The following is an 18,567-nucleotide window of genomic DNA, read 5'->3' on the forward strand; positions in this document are numbered from 1 at the left end:
GATCGTAATGTATTGAGCTGACCCTCTCGGCCACGCCATGGGCGCTCTGACTCCCCTCCGCTCCACTTCACCAGGGACTCTCCATGGATCTCTCCACCAGCACCGCCCTCGTCACCGGAGCCAACCGGGGATTCGGCCGCGCCCTCGCCGCCGAACTGCTCAGCCGCGGAGCCACCGTCTACGCCGGCGCCCGCAACCCCGACCAGGTCGACCTGCCCGGCGCCCAGCCGATCGCGCTCGACATCACCGACCCCGGCTCCATCGCGGCCGCGGCCGAGGCCACCGGCGACGTGACCATCCTGGTCAACAACGCTGGGTCCTCCACCGGCGCCAACCTGCTGACCGCCGACCTGGACGACATACGCCTGGAGATGGACACCCACTACATCGGCACCCTCTCCGTGGTCCGCGCCTTCGCACCCCAGATCGCGGCCAACGGCGGCGGAGCGATCCTGAACGTCCTGTCCGGCCTGTCCTGGGTCAGCTTCCCGGACTTCGGCGCCTACTGCGCCGCCAAGTCCGCCGAGTGGTCGCTCACCAACGCCCTGCGCCTGCAACTCGCCGACCAGCACATCCGCGTGGCCGGCCTGCACGTCGGCTACATGGACACCGACATGGTCCGAGCCGTCGACGCGGCCAAATCGGATCCCGCCGACATCGCCCGGATCGCCGTCGACGGCATCGCCAACGGCGCCTACGAGATCGTCGCGGACGACGCCTCGCGCCAGGCGCAGGCCGCCCTGTCCGGAGGCGTCTCCGCGCTCTACCCGCAGCTCCCCTGAGGACAGTCACCCAGGAATCCGCACCGAGCCGGCTCGATGCCGTTGCTCGCTGTCGCACGCCATGCCGTCGCCCGCCGGCGTCCACGTCCATTGATCCATCGCCACGTACGTCTGCCCAGGGAATGCAGGGAACGCCATGAAACAGCAACGCAAGCAACCGGTTCGGGGCGGCAGCGCCGTCTGGGCCGTGGCCATCACCAGCGCGGCCGGATTCATCACCGCGCTCGACAACCTGATCGTCACCACCGCCCTCCCCTCCATCCGCAAGGACCTCGGCGGCGGCCTCGAAGACCTCGAATGGACGGTCAGCGCCTACACCCTCACCTTCGCGGTCCTGCTCATGTTCGGCGCCTCCCTGGGTGACCGGTTCGGGCGGCGGAGGCTGTTCGCCATCGGGCTCGGGATCTTCACCACGGCCTCGGCCGCCGCCGCACTCGCCCCGGGGATGGGTGAACTGATCGCCGCGCGGGCGGCGCAGGGCGTCGGGTCCGCGATCGTCACGCCGCTGACGCTCACCCTGCTGTCGGCCGCCGTCCCCGCCGCACGGCGTGGCGCGGCCCTAGGGGTGTGGGGCGCGGCCAGTGGCATCGCGGTGGCCACCGGACCGCTCATCGGTGGCGCCCTGACCGAGAACCTGTCCTGGCAGTGGATCTTCTGGGTGAACGTCCCCCTGGGCCTGGCGCTGATCCCGCTCGCCCTGCTGCGGCTGGACGAGAGCCGCGGCCCCAACCCCACCCTCGACCTCGTCGGCACCGTTCTGGCCAGCGGCGGTCTGTTCGGCATCGTCTACGCCCTGGTGCGCGGCAACGCCGACGGCTGGGCCAGCACGCCGGTGCTGGGCGGCTTCTTCGCCGGTGGCGCCCTGCTGGTGGGCTTCGTCTTCTACGAACTGCGTGCCAAGCACCCGATGCTGCCCATGCGCCTGTTCCGCTCCCGCTCCTTCAGCGCCATCAACGCCGCCAGTCTGCTGATGCTGCTGGGCATGTTCGGGTCGATCTTCTTGCTCAGCCAGTACCTGCAGACCGTCGGCGGCTACTCGCCGATGCAGGCCGGCGTGCGGATGCTGCCCTGGACGGCCATGCCCATGATCGCCGGACCGCTGGCCGGGGCCCTGTCCGACCGCATCGGCGGCGCACCCGTCGTCACGGCGGGCATGACCCTGAACGCCGTCGGCCTCGGGCTCTGGGCCATCACCGTCGAGCCGCACGAGGCCTACAGCCACATGCTGCCCGCACTGATCGTCTGCGGTATCGGCCTGGGCATGTTCTTCGCCCCCAGCGCCAACCTCGTCCTGAGCACCGTCCGCCCGGAAGAACAGGGCATCGCCTCCGGCGCCAACAACGCCATCCGCGAGGTCGGCGGCGCCATCGGCGTCGCCACACTGGCCGCGGTCTTCTCCGCCCAGGGCGGCTACGGATCCGCCTCACTGTTCGTGGACGGGCTGATCCCGGCACTCTGGGTCGGGGCCGGTGCGGTCGCCCTGGCAGCGGCTGTGGCGCTGCTGATGCCCCGGCAGCGCAAGGCCGGCGGCCCGGCCGCCGGCCTTGCTGCAGGGAGTGCCCCGGCCGGCGCCCCGGTCGCGACCTGAAGCCCGTTTGAGGGGTGGCCCCGCCGGGTTTCGGCGGGACCACCCCTCAGCCTGTCCTGCTCCCCAAGCTCCTTCCCCGCACAAAGCATCACACCGTGGCCGAGGTCGGACAGTGCGCCCCCTCGGGTCGGCGCTAGACCGGGCAGAGGCACCGCCTCCCTCACCGTGGAGGCTCACCGGCCCGCCTAGCCGGCCAGGAAGGACCGCAGATGCGCCGGCACGGCCTCCGGCCGCTCCTCGGGGATGAAGTGGCCGCACTGCGGGATCTCGGCCCCGGTCACTCCGCATAGGCCTGCCAGATCTCCAGTGTCGGTAGGCGGGCAGGCAGTCCCGTGGAACCCCACAGCGCCAGCATCAGCATGGTGAGGCGGCGGCGACACGACAGAGCGGCGGCTTACGGAACGCTGACGGAGGAGTCCTCGCGACCCCGCCGGGCAGCATCTCGGCTGCCGGGCGGTCAGTGACGTACAGAACGCAGCGGGGCGCATACCGCGTTGGCCATCAGACGCGGAAGCGTGTCGCGTTCGGCGGCTGTGCGCTCGGCGACGAGCTCGGTGAGCTGCCGAATCACGCGCCGAACTCTGGTGTCGCCCTCCGACCGCGAGGTCGCCGGCGAGGCCGACCCCGAATCTCCGGGCGACTTCGCCGGCCGGTCTCCGCCCCACCGCCGCTCAGCTCGTGGCCTTGCCCAGGTGGGTCTCGAACCAACGGCCAGCGGCGTCGGTGACGACATCCCGGGAAAGGTGAGGCCAGTACACCCCGTAATGTCCCCCGGAGATCATCATGAGCTCCTTGGGCTCAAGCGCCGCGTCATAGGCTTCCAGTGCGAGCGAAGGCGGAGTGGTCCGGTCGTCGCCGGCGACGACCATCAGCAAGGGCGTGGGACTGATCCGGCGCATGAACGGGCGCACGTCGTACGCCAGCGCCCGTCCGGTCGATCGGATGGTCACGCTGTTGATCCATCCCTCGGCGGGGCCTTGGGGACCACCCACGAGGTACTCGTAGTCCGCCGCGTCCTCGAAGAGGACCGGGTGGTCAGCCGGATCGGTCGGCATCCGGACCAACTGGATACGGCCGGGCTCCTCACCCGCGAGCCTTCCCTGCCTGTCCTGGTCCATGTTGTCGTTGATCGCAGCGAGCGCGCCTTCGCCGTTTCCCAGTACGAACTGGTCGTAACCGGAGATGAAGGGCACCTGGCTGACGACAGCTTTCACCCGGCGGTCCATGGCGGCCACGACGAGCACCATTGCCCCGCTGTAGCTGGAGCCCCACAGGCCGATGCGGTCGCTGTCGAGCGCTGGATGCTGCTCGACGAAGGACAGGGCCATCTGCAAGTCCCGCTCCTGCGCGACAGGATCGATGTCCTGGCGCGGCTCCCCGTCGCTGCTGCCGCACGTCTGCTGGTCGTACAGCAGGACTCCGAACCCCCGGGCGACGAAGGCGTCAGCGACGGTTTCGAGGCGGGTGATCGACGAAGAGAATCCCGGGGTCATCACGATGGCGGGATGCGGACCCTCGGAGTCCGGGGTTATCACCCAGCCGCGCAGGATGACCCCGTTGTCGGCGCGAAACTCGATGTCTTCCTTCACCGACGCGGCCGCAGCCACATCCTGGTTCTTAAGGCTCATTTCTTCATACCTCCGGTATGACGGTTGACGGCTGCTCGGGCGAGCGCCGGTGTGTGGGGCGGGCAGTCCCGGCCGGTTCGGGCAGGACGTCATGCGGACAGGTCAAGGAGAACTTTTCCGACGATTCCGGACTCGACTGCCCTGTGGGCATCCGCGATGCGCTCCAGCGGATAGAGGTGGACGGGCAGCCCGTAGGCTTCACCCCCGCCGATCACCCCGGCTGCCAGCGCCCTGTCGATGGATGCGACGGCGCTGTCGAGAACGGCGTCGGTCATCTTGTACAGCAGTACGAAGTGCCAGGTGACGCTCAGAGTCATCTGGGCTCGGACCGGCATGAGGAAGTCGTCGCCGCCGTTGTTGGCGTAGACCACGATCAGCCCGTGCGGCGCGAGGACCGCGAGGTCCAGGCCCACGTTGGCGGACGGCGAGACCTCGACGACGATGTCCACCCCGCCCGGCGCGAGTCGCCGTATCTCGGCGGCGGCGTCCTGCGTGCGGTAGTTCACCACCATCCGGGCGCCGGCGGCCCGCGCAAGGCGGGCCTTGGCTTCGCTGCTGACGGTCGTGATCACGCTCGCACCGGCCCACGTCGCCAGCTGGATCGCAGCATTGCCGACGGCGCCGGCTCCTCCCGCGACCAGCACGGTCACCCCTGCGAGCACCCCCGGTCCGAGCTGAGTCGGGCCTTGAGGACGGAGTGTCAGCGCGTGATGAGCGGTGATGAAAGGGACCCCGAGGCCGGCGCCCAGCTCCAGAGAGGCCGTGTCGGGCAGCGGGCGGACCAGTCGGGCCGGAACCGTGGCGTACTCCTGCGCGGTCCCCTCCAAGCGCTTGAAGGCGACGAGCCACAACCACACCCTGTCCCCCGGCACGAGGTCCTCGACCCCCGGGCCGACGGCGTCCACGATCCCCGAGCCGTCGAGGTGCGGAACCTGAACCTGCCCGTCGGGGATCGGCATGTGAATGCCGCCGATGCGGGTCTTCCAGTCGGTCGGGTTGACGCCTGAGTAGTGGATCCTCACCCGAACCTCACCCGGGCCCGGATCTCGTACGGGGAGGTCGACCATGCGAAGCACATCGCGACCTCCTGTGGTTGCGTAACCTGCGGCTCTGATCTTCATCACTCCTTTTCTAAGTCCTTGTTGCCGGGACGATCGGGAGGCGGAGAAAGGATGTGTGCTTGCCCCCCAGATGAATCGAAGCGCGTCCACGGAACCCTTCTCCGGAATCTGCATGTCCTCTGCCTTCAGTTCGGTGTCGCCGATTCCGTGAACCGTTCAGAGACCGCCGGCATTCGGTCGGTCTCACAGTGCGCTCTTCAGCGCGCGTGCCTGTCGGCGCCAGAACTCCCGCGAGATTTCGGCCTTGGGAAACACGAGGTCGAAGCCGTGGAAAGCGCCGGGGATGACGTCGAGGTCGCAGGGGACGCCGCTGTCGCTGAGCCGACGCGCGTACTCGACGTCTTCGTCGTGGAAGAGGTCGAGGGTGCCGACGCCGATCCAGGCCGGGGGAAGGCCGGTGAGATCCTCGCGGCGGGCGGCGGCCGCGTACGGGGAGACGTGGGGGCCCGCGACGGCGTCGCCGAGATAGGACGACCAGCCGTACCGGTTGCTCTTGGGCGTCCAGACGCGCACCTTGAGGGTGTCCAGGTCGGTTCTCGTCGTCGTGCGGTCGTCCAGCATGGGGTAGAGGAGCAGCTGGAACGCCGGGTGGATCTCGGCCCGGTCGTGGGCGAGCAGTGCGAGGGCCGCGGCGATTCCGCCGCCCGCGCTGGCACCGCCGATCGCGATGCGGTCGATGTCGATGTGCAGGTCGTCCGCACGCCCGGCCAGCCCGCGCAGCGCGGCGTAAGCGTCCTCGACCGCGGCGGGCGCGGGATGGTCAGGACCCAGTCGGTAACGGATCGCGGCGACGGTGATGCCGAGTTCGCGGGCGAACGCGATGTTCGTACGGTCGTCCTGCTCGGGTGCGCCGAAGATCAGCCCGCCTCCGTGGATCCAGAGCAGTGCCGGAGCCGCTGCCTTCAGGCCGGTCGGTTGGAAGACGCGCAGCGAGACGGACGGTGCGTTCTTCGGCCCGGGCACGACGATCTCCTGAACCGTGACGTCCGGTCCTGGATCGGTCGCGCGCCACTTCACGCGCCGCACGATGCGCGACGACAGACGACCGTAGGACACATTGGGGATGAAGCGACCTCTTCTGAGATCGGGGTGGAAGGTACTCATCGGGTCCTCATCGAGGGGGTATGGAATCGTCTGGCCACCCGGTGGCGGGTGTTGGGCGTCGAGAGGGGGGACCGTTCGGTGGGCGTCCGTAGCGCGGCGGATGCCACGTGGGCTGTCAGACGCTGGGCCGTGTCACGTTCGGCGTCGGTGCGCTCGGCGACGAGTTCGGTGAGTTGCCGCGGCACGCGCCGAACTCTGGCGTCGCCTTCCGACCGTGATGTGGTCGGCGAGGCCGGTCCCGAACCTCCGGGCGACTTCGCCGGCCGATCTCCGACCCACCGCAGCGGGCTTGGTCGCGCGGCGGTGCACGTAGCTGAAGCGGCCGTCGTGGTCAGCCATCCCGGCCGTCGCCTGCGGGACCGGGACGAGGTCGCGTACGTTGCGGACCTGCGCGCCACCGCAGGCCATGCTCACGTCCGTTCCCCCCGTCCCGGTCCGGCATGCGCGCGAATCCTGTGACTGCCGCGCCCGTCAGATCTTGGTCTTCTCGCGGACCCAGGCGCCGATCTGGGCGATGGCGGCGTCGGTCTCCGGAATCCGGCCGGCACCGTAGACGTACGAGTGCTGGCCTCCGGGGACCACCACGGTCGTGGTGTCGATTCCGGCGTCCTTGACGCGGGCGGCGAACTCCTCGTCCTCGCCGGCCAGGACCTCGTACGTGCCCCAGGAGACGAGGGTCGGGGGCAGGCCGCTCAGGTCCGCCCTGTTCAGGTTGATTCGGGTGTCCGTGACCTCGATGCCGGTGCCGCCGATCCATGCATCCCGGAAGAACTCCAGCAGGCCCTTGCTGAGGATCTTGTCCGTCGCGGCGTTGGTCTCGATGGTCTCGTTGGCGATCTCGAGGTCGCACCAGGGGGAGATCGACACGATGGCGCCGGGCAGCGGCTGCTTTTTGTCGCGGAGGCGAAGCGCCAGGGCGACGGCGATGAACCCGCCGATCGAGTGGCCGATCGTGATGATGTTTCCCGGCTCATACCCTTCCGAGAGCAGCCAGTTGAAGGCCGCCTCCGCGTCGTCGACCTGTGCCGGGTACTTGTGTTCCGGTGCCCGCCGGAAGTCCAGGACCAGTACGGGGGCGCCTGCGGCCTTCGCAATGTGGCCGGCGAGCTTCCGGTCGACGGGTGCCGAGGCCAGTACGGAACCCCCGGCGTGACTGTGCAGCAGGACGTGGTCGGTGTTGGCGTCGACCGGTTCGCACCAGATTCCCGGCACACCGCCCGCGTCCACCTCCCGATAGGTGACGCCTTCCGGCTCCCTGGCCGCGAGATGGACTTGCTCAGCCTGGATGCGCGCCGCCTCCAACTCGGACGGGGGATTCGCCCCTGTGGCCAGCCATTCCGCGAAGTGGACTGCTTCCGGGCTCAGTTCGACTGAGGTGTGCTCAGACATGTGGTACCTCCATGGGGGCCATTTGGCATATCGGTCCGCCCGGACCGGTATCGCCGGGGTTTGTCAGGCGGTGTGGGTGGGGTAGTCGGTGTGGCCGATCTCGTCTGCCACGGCGGTGGCGCCTTCGACGGCAGGGCGGATGCGATTTCGCAGTAGCCGCCGAACTTGTTCGACCACCGCATCCGCTGTCACCCGTCGACGGCGCGCCGTCGTTTTGGGAACGGGTTCGGTACGCGAAGGGGGGCGTCAGTTCGGCATCCGGTTGAATCGGCGGACGATGCGGTCGAAGATCCGGGCCGGCAGGACGCGGTGGAACACGCTGATGCCGGCGGCGGTCGAGCCGGCGGTGCGCCGCAGTTTCGGGTTGCGGTCGGTGGCCGCCGCGACGATCACCTTGGCGACAGTTTCGGGATCGTCGCCGCCGCTGGTGTTCTTCGCCAGCACCTCGTCGAACGTGCGCCGTCCCGACGCGTAGAGCGGCATCGGAGTGTCGCCCTGCACGCTGTGGTCCCCGAACGGGGTGTTGATCGGGCCGGGCTCCACGAGCAGGATCCGCACGCCGTGCTCGCGGACCTCGTGGTCCAGCGAGCCGGAGTAGCCCTCGACCGCGTGCTTGGTCGAGGTGTAGATGGCCATGAACGGGCTGGGGACGAACCCGCTGAGGGAGGAGACGTTGATGACGCGTCCGCGCCGTTGGGCGCGCATGTGCGGCAGGACCGCCTTGGTCATCCGCATGATGCCGTAGACGTTGACGTCGAAGACTTCCTGTGTCCGGGCGACGGAGAACTCCTCGGCGGCACCGTTGGCGCCGACGCCGGCATTGTTGACCAGGACGTCGATGCGCCCGAACCGGTCGATCACTTGCTTGACCACGGAGGCGACCGACTCGTCGCTGGTCACGTCGAGATCGAGGTAGGTCACCCCGGCGGGCGCGCTGACCCGCGCGGTGTTGCGAGCGGTTCCGATCACCTCGAAGCCCGCCGCGGCGAAGGCACGAGCCGTCTCCTTGCCCACCCCCGATGAGGCACCTGTCACGAGCACTACCGGTCGAGTTGCCGCCATCACGAGCTCCCTTGGTTTTGACGTACTCCCGCATCTTCTTACGTTCGTATGTCTTACGTTCATACGACTATATGATGGTCATCAGTCAATGGCAAGTGGTTACGCCCACCGATCCGAGAAGGATTTGGGAAACGTGGGGCGCGCCACGGGAGAGACCAGGAGCGGACGACGAGCCGGATTCGTCGGCTGATCTTCCCTGCGTAGTCTCTTTTGCTCCACTTTGTCAATTTTTCTACTGGTACGCCTGCCTGGCTACCGCGCCGGCGAACTGCGCCCTCCGGTCCTGCATGCACGGCAAGAGGCCCGGCCCCTACCGCCAGGAAGCAAGGGCGGCCAAGCGCGCGTATCGCAACTTCCAAGCTGGTGGTGTTGCGCAGCGGTCCAGACGGCGGAGGCCAGACAGGGCCAGACAGCACCGCACCGTTGGACTCGTTCGCCTGATCGAGGTGCCAGTCGGGCACGAGGACGGTGGCGTGACGACCGCGGTCGTCGGAGTGGACGAGAGCCAGGATGTCCGGGTGAGCTGTAAGGGGGGCGCTGTCGTTGAACGTGTGATGCGGATGAGTTCGTGGAAGATCGCGGCACCTTCCCAAGCTGCGCGGTCACCGTGGGTGAGGGCAGCGATACGGTTGTCGCGTCCATGGTGGCTTCTTGACCGGCGGCCACGAAGTGGACCGCGGAGGTTGATGCCGGCATCAAGGAGCTGCTTCCGGCTCGTCGTTGGTCGACCTGGAAATGGACTGCTGCGGCGAAGCCTTGGGGCATGCCGTTGGGCAGGACGCCTTCGGTCTGCAGGCCAACGTCCTTCGGTTCGGCCGCTTGAGCTGCCGTCGGATTCACGCAGGTTGTCTGCATCCAGGGCCTGTCATGGCCAGCCCTGGGCCCGAACGTGGGTCAGCCCCGGCTCCGTTCCGACTCGGAGCCGAGGCTGACCCTGCATCGCGTACGGCGAGGCGTACCCACCCGCGCCGTACACGAAGTACGGGAAGTGATCGCAGTGCCCGAAGTACCGGGCGTACCCGGTGTCCGGGCCGTCAGTGGGCGATCACCGGGATCTTCATCTCGTCCTCGGCACCCTCGCCGGAGGCCGGACCGACTTCCGGCTTGCCGGTGTTGATGAAGGTCGCGGCGATCGTCGCGGCGAGCACGAGGATGCCGACGGCGAACCAGATCGCGTTGGTGTACCCGTGCACCTGGCCCTCCAGCTGGACCAGCTGCTGCTGGGTCCTGGAGCCGGCGCCGGCGATGTGGTCCTTGATGTACGCGGTCGTCGCCGAGGCGGCGATCGTGTTCAGCAGGGCCGTACCGATCGCGCCGCCCACCTGCTGCGAGGTGTTGACCATCGCGGAGGCGACACCGGAGTCACGCGGCTCGACACCGTGCGTGGACAGGGAGAGGGCGGGCATGAACGCCGTACCCATGCCGAGGCCGAGCAGCACCAGCCCCGGCAGGATGACACCGGCGTACGAGGTGTCGATCTCCAGCCCGGTGAGGAAGAACATGCCGGTCCCGGCGAGCAGGAAGCCCGGAGCCATCAGCAGGCGCGGGGGAATCCGGGTTATCAGGCGGGTGCCGATCTGGGTGGAGCCCACCATCAGGCCGCCGATCAACGGCAGGAAGGCGAGGCCGGTCTTGACCGGCGAGTAGCCCTTCACGAGCTGCATGTAGTAGGTCAGGAAAAGGAACAGGCCGAACAACGCGATGATCGCGAGGCCGAGGGAGAGGTAGACGCCTCCGCGGTTGCGCTCGGTGATGACGCGCAGCGGCAGCAGCGGCGCCCTGACCCTGGACTCGGTGAAGACGAACGCGGCGAGCAGCACCGCCGCGGCGACGAACAGGCCGACCGTCGTGGAGTCGCCCCAGCCGTCGGACTCGGCGCGGGTGAAGGCGTAGACCAGCGTGACCAGACCGAGGATGGACAGGACGACGCCCGGGATGTCGAGCGGCGAGCGGTTGCGGCTGCCGGACGGCTCACGGATGACGAAGTACGCGCCCGCGGCCGCGATGACCGCGAACGGGATGTTCACGAAGAACGTCCAGCGCCAGTCCATGTACTCGGTGAGGACGCCACCCAGGATGAAGCCGACGGCGCCGCCGCCACCGGCGATCGCGCCGTAGATGCCGAAGGCCTTGGCGCGCTCCTTGGGCTCCGTGAACGTCACGGCGAGCAGGGAGAGCGCGGCGGGCGCGAGCAGCGCGCCGAAGGCACCCTGCAGAGCACGGGCGCCGAGCATCGTCGCCTCATTCGTGGCCGCGCCGCCAAGAGCGGACGCGGCGGCGAAGCCGATCAGACCGGCGACGAAGGTGCGCTTGCGGCCCCAGAGATCCGCGATACGGCCGCCGAAGAGCAGCAGACCACCGAAGGCCAGGGCGTACGCCGTGATGACCCACTGGCGGTTGCCGTCGGATATGCCCAGGTCCTGCTGGGCGGACGGCAACGCGATGTTCACGATGGTCGCGTCCAGCACGACCATAAGCTGAGCGAGCGCGATGAAGGTGAGCGCTTTCCAGCGGTTGGAATGTGAGTCGGCTGCCGCCTTGGCGGTGGCCTGAGCTGTTTCGGACATGGGGATACCCACTTCGGAACTTCGTGGCGAGACATCGAGACAGGGACTGGGACGGCTCGTCATCGTTGACGGCCGAAAGCGTTGTACGAGGTGAATACTGGTGACGACTACTGGCGGGCACCGAGCGCCGAACTGATCGATATCGATCTGACCGACCGACCGGATCAGTCACGCTCGTCGCATGTCCTCCACGGTCACGGCCGATCCGGGCAGTACGGAGCGGGCGGGTGCCCGCAGACCGTCCAGGAACAACTGCCGATGACGGTGCGCTGGCTGACGGCGAGTATCAGATCGCCGGACTCCACATCGGGGCGCAACTGCCCGGCCTGTCGGGCGCGCTGATCATTTGCCCGACCAGTTCCATCAGCCGCTCGCGTGCGAGGAACAGATTGGGGTGGTCCTGGTCGTAGTTCTTCGAGAGCATCGGACACAGGGAGTCGATCCGCTCGTCCGCGGCCATGTGCGCAAAGCCGCTCAGTGCCCGACCACGCCGTCCCCGGCGACGTCCACGGCTACTCGGCTCCACCCAACTCGGGACAGTCCGCGGTCTCCACCGGTATCAGAGCGGTTCGCTGTCTGCAGATCTCAGCCGGGAAGCTTGTTGCTCTTGCGGATCTGTCCGTCGAAGACGCCGGCGGGAAGGATTCGGTGCGCCGCGCTGACGAGCCGGGCTTGCCGGCCGGCGGTGTACCGCACCTTCGGCTTGGAGTCGGTGGCGGCCGCGACGATCGCCTTCGCGACGACGGCGGGGTCGTCACCCTCCTCGTTGACCGCCAACGCCACCTTGTCGGCGATGCGTCGCTGCTCCGCATAGATCTGCAGGGGCATGTCGGGCGCGACGGTGTTCGCCTCGAATGCGGATTTGGTACCGCCCGGCTGGACGATGAGGGCCCGTACCCCGTGTTCGCGGATCTCATGGTCCAGGGATTCGGTGAACCCCTCGAGCGCGTGCTTGGACGCCGAGTAGTTGGCCATGTAGGGCGCGGGGAGAAACCCAAGGACGGACGAGATGTTGATGATGCGCCCACTTCCCTGGGCGCGCATGTGCGGGAGAACGGCCTTGGTCATGCGCATCACACCGAAGACATTGGTGTTGAAGAGGCGCTCGGCCTGCGCGAGAGAGTTTTCCTCCCACGCGCCCGAGGAGCCGATGCCCGCGTTGTTGACGAGAACGTCGATCCGCCCGAACCGCTCGATCACCTGCTCGACCGCGGCGGCGACAGAATCGTCGTTGCCCACGTCGAGGGCGAGGAACGTCACGCCGTCGCGACGATCGGCTCCCGACGTCTTCCGGCTCGTTCCCACCGTCTCGAAACCTGCTGCGGCGAGCGCCAGGGCGGCCTCCTTGCCGATGCCGGTGGACGCGCCTGTCACAAGTGCCACCGGGCGGTTTGTTGCAGTCATCACGAGCTCCTTGATTTGAAGTATGACCGTATGTCGTACGGTCCTATGTCTTACGTTCGTACGACCATACGGGGATCGTCGGTCGATGGCAAGTGGTCGCGTCCAGTGATTCGAGACGAATCCCCGCGCGTATCACCGGTTCGAAGCTGGGGGCGGTGAGCAGAGCCCAGACGGCGGGGCACAGGCAGGGCCAGACGGCACCGTGGTGTCCTACGTGCCGATGCTGCCCATCCCGCCACCGGCACCAGGCGCGGGAAACCTCGCGGGAATGCTTCGTCGGGGACCGAACTCGACTTGATCGTCGCGGGTCGCCTTGAGGCCTTGCAGTCGGGCAGGTGGAACAACTCCCACGCGGCTGAAGAGGCCGCGTCGCCCGTAGGACGGGCGCGTGCTGTGTGGCGAAGGCCGCTCCCCCGGCCGTGGCGGTGCGCCGTTTCATCACCGCATAGGCAGAGCGGTGTATGTGGTGGCTCAGCGCGTGGCGGACAGGGCGCCGCGGAAGGTACGCCGGTAGGCGAGCGGCGAGACGCCAATAGCGGCATGCAGGTGTTCTCGCAGCGATGTGCCGCCGGCAAAGCCGACTTGGCCGGCGATCTCGTCCACCGGCAGGTCGGTGGTTTCCAGGAGGTGTCGTGCGCGGTCGACGCGTTGCTGGATCAGCCAGCGTCCCGGGCTCATGCCCACCTCTTCGGTGAAGCGGCGGACGAAAGTGCGCAGGCTCATGTGGGAGTGCTCGGCGAGGTCCGTCAGAGTCATCGGCTCGTGGAGGTTCTCCAGCGCCCACCGGCGGACGGTGGCCGTTTCGCTGGCCGTGGGCTCGGGTACCGGGTGCTGGATGTACTGCGCCTGCCCTCCGTCGCGCCACGGAGGGGCAACGCACACGCGGGCCACCTGGTTGGCGACTTCGCTGCCGTGGTCCTTGCGGATGATGTGCAGACAGACATCGAGCCCGGAGGCGGCGCCCGCTGAGGTCAGGATGTCCCCGTCATCGATGAACAGGGCGTCCGGATCGAGTGCGACCTGCGGGAAGCGTGTGCGGAAGAGGTCCGCGACCATCCAGTGGGTGGTGGCCGGCCGACCGTCGAGGAGACCGGCTGCGGCGAGGACGAAGGCGCCGGTGCAGATCGAGATGAGGCGGGTGCCGGGAGTCATGGACGCGAGCGTCTGGACCACGGTTTGCGGCACTTCCGGAGGCACGGCGGTGGTGGTGAAGGGCGGGATGACGACGGTGTCGGCGGTGCGCAGCGCCTCCGGACCGTGCTCGACGGTGATCGAGAAGTCGGAGTTGGTGCGTACCGGGCGGCCGTCGACGCTGCAGGTGAAAACCTTGTAGAGGCCGTCCGCCGCCTCGAAGACCCGGCTGGGGATGCCCAGTTCGAAGGGGTACACACCGTCGACAGCGAGAACGGCGACTCGGTGAGTGGGTGCCATGGCGTGATCCCGTCGAGAGTTGGAATTCATGCCACGATATCGGACGGTGACAGCAACCCTCTGGACGCATCGGCGCGCCGCTTCACCTTCCGCGCTGCAAGTCAGGGCCCCACGCTCCTACCCGGTCCGGAATGGACAGGGTCGTGAACACCGCCGCACCCGTCCGCCGCCACTGTCACCGTTGACGGCACCGTCCCCGCCGTCAGCATCATCGAGGGCCTTCAGACCGTCGCCGGCGGACACGGCCATGCCGGACAGGCACCTTGTCGTGTGGATCATCCGCCGGCGACAGTCGCCCTCCCGCTCACAGCGTGGCCCGCGACTCCGAGCGCTGACCGACGCAATCCCCGACCCGCTGCTGACCGGTGCGCCGGCACCTTCGTGCCGACATCTTCCAGCTCCCCCTCCGTACGAACTCGCACAGGAGCAGAAGCCATGGCGCACCAGGCAAAGGGCACCCCAGAGATCCGCTCTACACCCGGACGCCTACGCGAAGACTGCCGTTACCGGCAGCATGCCCGGCAGCAGTCCGGACCAGCGGCTGCGACTGACCCGATCGGCCTGGCGGCCTTCCGCCCTGCGCCCATCCGTCGCGCCCGACCGACACCGCAGTGCGCAGGTCGTTGACGCCCTGGCTTCCCGACTCAGTGCTCCCTGGCCTTACCGGCTGAGAACGTTCGACGGTCGGGACCTCCAGGGCCCCGGAGTCGACGGTCATCGGCGCGGGACGCACTGTCGGATGGCTTGCTCACAGTGCCGGTACCGGGAAGGACAGGGACACCGTGGCGCCCGCTTCCCGTGCCGGCACCGGGCGCATGGCCCACTCCGTGCTCCGGGTCCGGCCAGTGGCGAAGACGAACAGCCGCAGCACCAGGAAACGCCCGATACCGACGAGCCCGGCGGCGGTGAGGTAGACGACCTGTTCGTAGAGCACTCCGGCCGACGGCTGCACCAGGTGAAGGACGAGCACCGCGGCGGAGGTCACCACGTAGGCGACCGTGGCCGACCCCGCGGACTGCCAGTGCTGGCGCCATCCGGCATGACCTGCCCCGAAGGTGAAGCGTGCGTGGAGCTCCGTACCGAGAAGAGTCGAGGCGACGGTGATCAGAGCATTCGCCACAGCCCAGGGCATCAGTCCGGCGAGCCCGGCAACGGCAGTGCTGGACGCGACCCCGACACCGCCGCCGAACAGGACGAACCGGGCGAAGGAGGCAACTGCTCCGGGGGTGCCCGGGTTCCCTCGCGCCGCGGCCGTTTCGGCGTACGTCCGCTCCGCATCCCGCGCCTCGTCCGCTGCCCCCGGCGTCGTCTTCGGCAAGACCAGCGCCTTCATGGGCAGTCCCCTTCGAGTGAGAGTGTTGCCTGGCCTCTTTGGCTGGCGAGTTCGCGGGCCGCTGCGCCAGCGCGCTCGCTGAACCTTTGCATTACGACCGTACGACAATAAGCCGGTAGTCGACGCGCGAACAAGGGGCTGACCAAATTTGGGATTATGACCGTGCTCACACGCGCGGGAGCAGATTCACCACGGCGCTCACGCCCGGTGCAACGACCGCTCCGCTACTGCGGGGCGACTGGCCCGGGTGGCATCGCATCCCTGCCCGTGGCACACCGGCCAGTGGGCGAACACCCGCCATGTCGGCCAACGGTTCCGGCACCTGTTCTGGATCAGGCTGAGGGTCGGCACCACCAGAGTCAGCAACATCGACACGATCACGGCGGCGAGGCCCTGCGCCAGGACGATGGCCTTCTCGTTCCTGTGCCGCCCGCCGGGGCGGAGTCGTGGCCGGGGGCACTGCCCGATACCGGCGCTCATGGGTTCGGGGTCCTTCGAATTGCGCCAGGGACGGCGGGTACGGCTCTTACCCGGAAGACTGCGGCAGCGTACGGAACACGGCTCCCCACATTCGGCAGGAGCGAATTGATGCGTACGTGCGGTGATACGGCGGTCAGCCGGGGTCGCAGTCGGGAGCGCTGCCCTGCGCGAGCCGGGGATGACGCTGCCGAACTGCTCGACGCCGGCAACCAACTCCACCGCCCCCATCGGCCAAGCGCCGCCTCACGCAGCCCGGCAGCGACACCGATCCGATGTCGCTGAGCCGCCCGGACCTGCCCGTCCGGTTCGACTGTGGGCTGGATTGCCGAATTCGACGTCGACACGGCGCTGGGCCTGGTGCCGGTGCAGCGGCCGGTCCGCGAGAAAGTTGGCCAGGCCCAGGTGCCGCCGGTTGATCACTTGGAAAGGACGGAGGCCGTTCTCGGCAGCGAGGGGCAACCGAGCTCGTCCATGGTCGGGACCTCGGGTCCGGCGAAGAACCGCATGCGGGTCCTCCAGCAGCTCGGCGGCAGAGGACCTGCCACCCCGGTGGCGCCGCCTGAGTCCGAGCTGGAGAGAACCGGCCGGCATCCGGTCGTGGCCCCCGAAAGCCACAGTCTGGAGGCTGGGATGCGGTGCGTCAGACGCGCTGCCCAGCGTCCAGCAGGGCGAGGGCGTTGTCTACCCCCTGGTCGAGGAGCTCGTTGGCGAGTTGAGTGTCGGTCAGGGCGCGGGACAGTTGCAGTGTCCCGGCCATCAGGCCGAGGAGGCTGAGCGCCTTCACGCGGGCGGAGGTCGGGTCCTCGGGTGCCATGCGTTCGGCAATGCCCTCGACGAGGATCAGCACGCCGTCGGTGTACGCCTGCCTGGTCGTCTCGGTGCAGCGCCCGATCTCGTCGAGCAGGGCGGCGTTGGGGCAGCCGTCGCCCAGCATTTCACGGTGCTGGGGCGAGAGGTAACCCCGCACGATCTGCTCAAGTCCGGCACGGCCGGGCGCGGCCTGTGCGACCACGTTCTCGGCCTGCGCCTTCAACTGGTCGGCGATCGCCGTGGTGACGAGGTCGTCCTTGGATGCGAAGTGAGCGTAGAAGGCACCATTGGTCAGGCCCGCGTCCTTCATGAGCGTCGAGACGCCGGAGCCGTCGATGCCGTCCTGCTTGAACCGGCGGCCCGCCGTCTCGATGATCCGCCGACGGGTCTCCGACTTGTGCTCTTTTCCGTACCGCACCACGCCACACGCTCCTTCGCCGGCCGGAAGGACCGGTTGCCCTTCACCGACTCAGCCATTCTATGGTATTGCAAACGTAATCCAAAGAGTCGGCAGCGACGACGGCCCGCCGCCTCGCCGCCAGTGCCCTCTGCGGCAAGGACGACGGGCGGGCGTCGGGCTCTCAGAAGTGAGGGAAGCCACGCCGGCGCTGATCAACCAGGGCACCGTCGATCTGCTCCTGCCCGCCGAGATCCGGCGCGTGCACGTCTGCGGCGCGGACATGTGCAACCTGCGCTTCCTGGCCGATTTGCCCTGGACTCCGGCCGGGTTGCGGCCTCCGGGGCCGCACCTGTCCGGAGACCAAATCGTCGCCCAGCAGAGGTCGGTGGGACGTCGCCGAGCCTCCTCTATGCCTTCCCCGTCCCCTCCACGGTCAGCACGATCTTGCCGGTGGTGCGGCCGGTCTCACCCAGGGCGTGGGCCTTGGCGGCCTCGGCGAGCGGGAAGGTGGCCTCGATGTGGGCGCGCAGGGCGCCGCTTTCGACGAGGTCGGCGATGGCCTGCATGCCGGCGCGGTCGGCCTCGACGAGGAGGGCCTCGTAGCGGATGCCCCGCTCGGCGATACCGGCCAGCTCGTCGGGGTCGATGGGTACCGGCAGGATCGACACGAGGGTGCCGCCCGGGCGCAGCACGGCGAGGGAGCGGGCGCGGGCTGCGGTGTCCAGGGAGATCGGGTCGAGGACCACGTCGATGTCCTTGGCGGCCTCGGTGAAGTCGACCGTGTGGTAGTCGATGGCTTCGTCCACTCCCAGGGATCGCAGGAAGTCGTGCTTGGCGGCGCTGGCGGTGCCGATGACGTAGGCGCCGCGGGACTTGGCGATCTGGACGGCGAGATGGCCGACGCCGCCGGCCGCCGCGTGGATGAGGACGCGCTGCCCGGGCTGGATGTCGGCGGTGTCGACGAGGGCCTGGTAGGCGGTCAGGGCGGCGAGCGGCAGGGCACCGGCCTGGACGTGGTCGATACCGGCGGGCTTGTGGACGAAGGCGCGTGCGGGGCCGGTCACGTACTCGGCGTGGGAGCCGACGCCGTGGGGGTAGGGCAGCATGCCGAAGACCTCGTCGCCCGGCTTGAACAGGGTGACGCCGGTGCCGACGGCCTCGACGACTCCGGAGACGTCCCAGCCCAGGATCAGGGGCAGGCCCTGGACGCTCATGGGCTGGGCACGGTTCCACCAGTCCGTCGGGTTGACGCCGGCCGCACGGACGGCGATCAGGATCTCACTCAACTGCGGTTCGGGACGGGGCAGTTCGACTTCCTTGAGCACCTCGGGGGAACCGTGGGTGTCCTGGCGGATGGCGCGCATGGTGGCGGTATTGGGATTCGTCATGCATGCAGCGTCGCTGCCTGCCACCCCTCGGCGCCATGGCATGAATGCCAACTTTCGACGGGATCACGCCACGCCGTCAG

Annotated in this window: 14 protein-coding genes and 2 pseudogenes; 2 read left to right on the top strand and 14 right to left on the bottom strand. The window is 68.5% G+C overall.

From position 1 onward, the window contains the following. Positions 1–83: 83 nt before the first annotated feature. Together OG241_RS16050 and OG241_RS16055 are read left to right on the top strand one after the other, a co-directional pair. Positions 84–782 (top strand): SDR family oxidoreductase, encoded by a 699-nt coding sequence (locus OG241_RS16050; RefSeq protein ID WP_405816072.1) that lies wholly within the window; start codon positions 84–86, stop codon positions 780–782. A gap of 136 nt (positions 783–918) precedes the next feature. Then, entirely contained in the window at positions 919–2,370 is a 1,452-nt protein-coding gene (locus tag OG241_RS16055) for a DHA2 family efflux MFS transporter permease subunit (protein ID WP_405816073.1), read from the top strand. Between the two features lie 671 nt (positions 2,371–3,041). On the opposite strand, the gene OG241_RS16060 is transcribed toward OG241_RS16055, so the two are convergent. The 14 genes and pseudogenes from OG241_RS16060 to OG241_RS16125 all read right to left on the bottom strand — a co-directional run bounded on the left by OG241_RS16060 (position 3,042) and on the right by OG241_RS16125 (position 18,463). Further along, on the bottom strand, positions 3,042–3,998 hold the full coding sequence (locus tag OG241_RS16060) for an alpha/beta hydrolase (protein ID WP_405816075.1): 957 nt from the start codon (positions 3,996–3,998) through the stop codon (positions 3,042–3,044). 89 nt (positions 3,999–4,087) lie between these two features. After that, complete coding sequence (locus tag OG241_RS16065) at positions 4,088–5,065, bottom strand: NADPH:quinone reductase (protein WP_405826244.1); 978 nt, start codon at positions 5,063–5,065, stop codon at positions 4,088–4,090. Between the two features lie 237 nt (positions 5,066–5,302). Next, positions 5,303–6,136: an alpha/beta hydrolase fold domain-containing protein gene (locus OG241_RS16070; protein WP_405816077.1), complete on the bottom strand. Its 834-nt coding sequence runs from the start codon at positions 6,134–6,136 to the stop codon at positions 5,303–5,305. Positions 6,137–6,694: 558 nt separating this feature from the next. After that, positions 6,695–7,612: an alpha/beta hydrolase gene (locus OG241_RS16075; RefSeq protein WP_405816078.1), complete on the bottom strand. Its 918-nt coding sequence runs from the start codon at positions 7,610–7,612 to the stop codon at positions 6,695–6,697. Between the two features lie 246 nt (positions 7,613–7,858). Then, positions 7,859–8,674 carry an oxidoreductase gene (locus OG241_RS16080; protein WP_405816079.1) on the bottom strand — a complete coding sequence of 272 codons (816 nt, stop codon included), beginning with the start codon at positions 8,672–8,674 and terminating at the stop codon, positions 7,859–7,861. A gap of 338 nt (positions 8,675–9,012) precedes the next feature. Next, a pseudogene (locus tag OG241_RS16085) lies at positions 9,013–9,493 on the bottom strand (ADP-ribosylglycohydrolase family protein); the annotation flags it as partial. A gap of 215 nt (positions 9,494–9,708) precedes the next feature. Next, the gene (locus OG241_RS16090) at positions 9,709–11,241 is read right to left on the bottom strand and encodes an MFS transporter (protein WP_405816080.1); all 1,533 of its coding nucleotides are present in this window, start codon (positions 11,239–11,241) and stop codon (positions 9,709–9,711) included. A 168-nt stretch (positions 11,242–11,409) separates the two neighbouring features. Beyond that, positions 11,410–11,722: pseudogene (locus OG241_RS16095) on the bottom strand (TetR/AcrR family transcriptional regulator); the annotation flags it as partial. Between the two features lie 104 nt (positions 11,723–11,826). Then, complete coding sequence (locus OG241_RS16100) at positions 11,827–12,645, bottom strand: oxidoreductase (protein WP_405816081.1); 819 nt, start codon at positions 12,643–12,645, stop codon at positions 11,827–11,829. A 471-nt stretch (positions 12,646–13,116) separates the two neighbouring features. After that, positions 13,117–14,076, bottom strand: a complete 960-nt coding sequence (locus OG241_RS16105) for a GlxA family transcriptional regulator (RefSeq protein ID WP_405816082.1) — start codon at positions 14,074–14,076, stop codon at positions 13,117–13,119. Positions 14,077–14,824: 748 nt separating this feature from the next. Next, positions 14,825–15,409: a hypothetical protein gene (locus OG241_RS16110; RefSeq protein ID WP_405816083.1), complete on the bottom strand. Its 585-nt coding sequence runs from the start codon at positions 15,407–15,409 to the stop codon at positions 14,825–14,827. Positions 15,410–15,607: 198 nt separating this feature from the next. Beyond that, entirely contained in the window at positions 15,608–15,889 is a 282-nt protein-coding gene (locus OG241_RS16115; RefSeq protein WP_405816085.1) for a hypothetical protein, read from the bottom strand. A 640-nt stretch (positions 15,890–16,529) separates the two neighbouring features. After that, positions 16,530–17,120, bottom strand: coding sequence for a TetR/AcrR family transcriptional regulator (locus OG241_RS16120; RefSeq protein ID WP_405816086.1), 591 nt, complete (start codon positions 17,118–17,120; stop codon positions 16,530–16,532). A 386-nt stretch (positions 17,121–17,506) separates the two neighbouring features. Next, entirely contained in the window at positions 17,507–18,463 is a 957-nt protein-coding gene (locus OG241_RS16125) for an NADP-dependent oxidoreductase (RefSeq protein ID WP_405826246.1), read from the bottom strand. Positions 18,464–18,567: the final 104 nt, after the last annotated feature.

Source organism: Streptomyces sp. NBC_01390 (genome assembly GCF_045040105.1).
Taxonomy (GTDB): Bacteria; Actinomycetota; Actinomycetes; order Streptomycetales; family Streptomycetaceae; genus Streptomyces.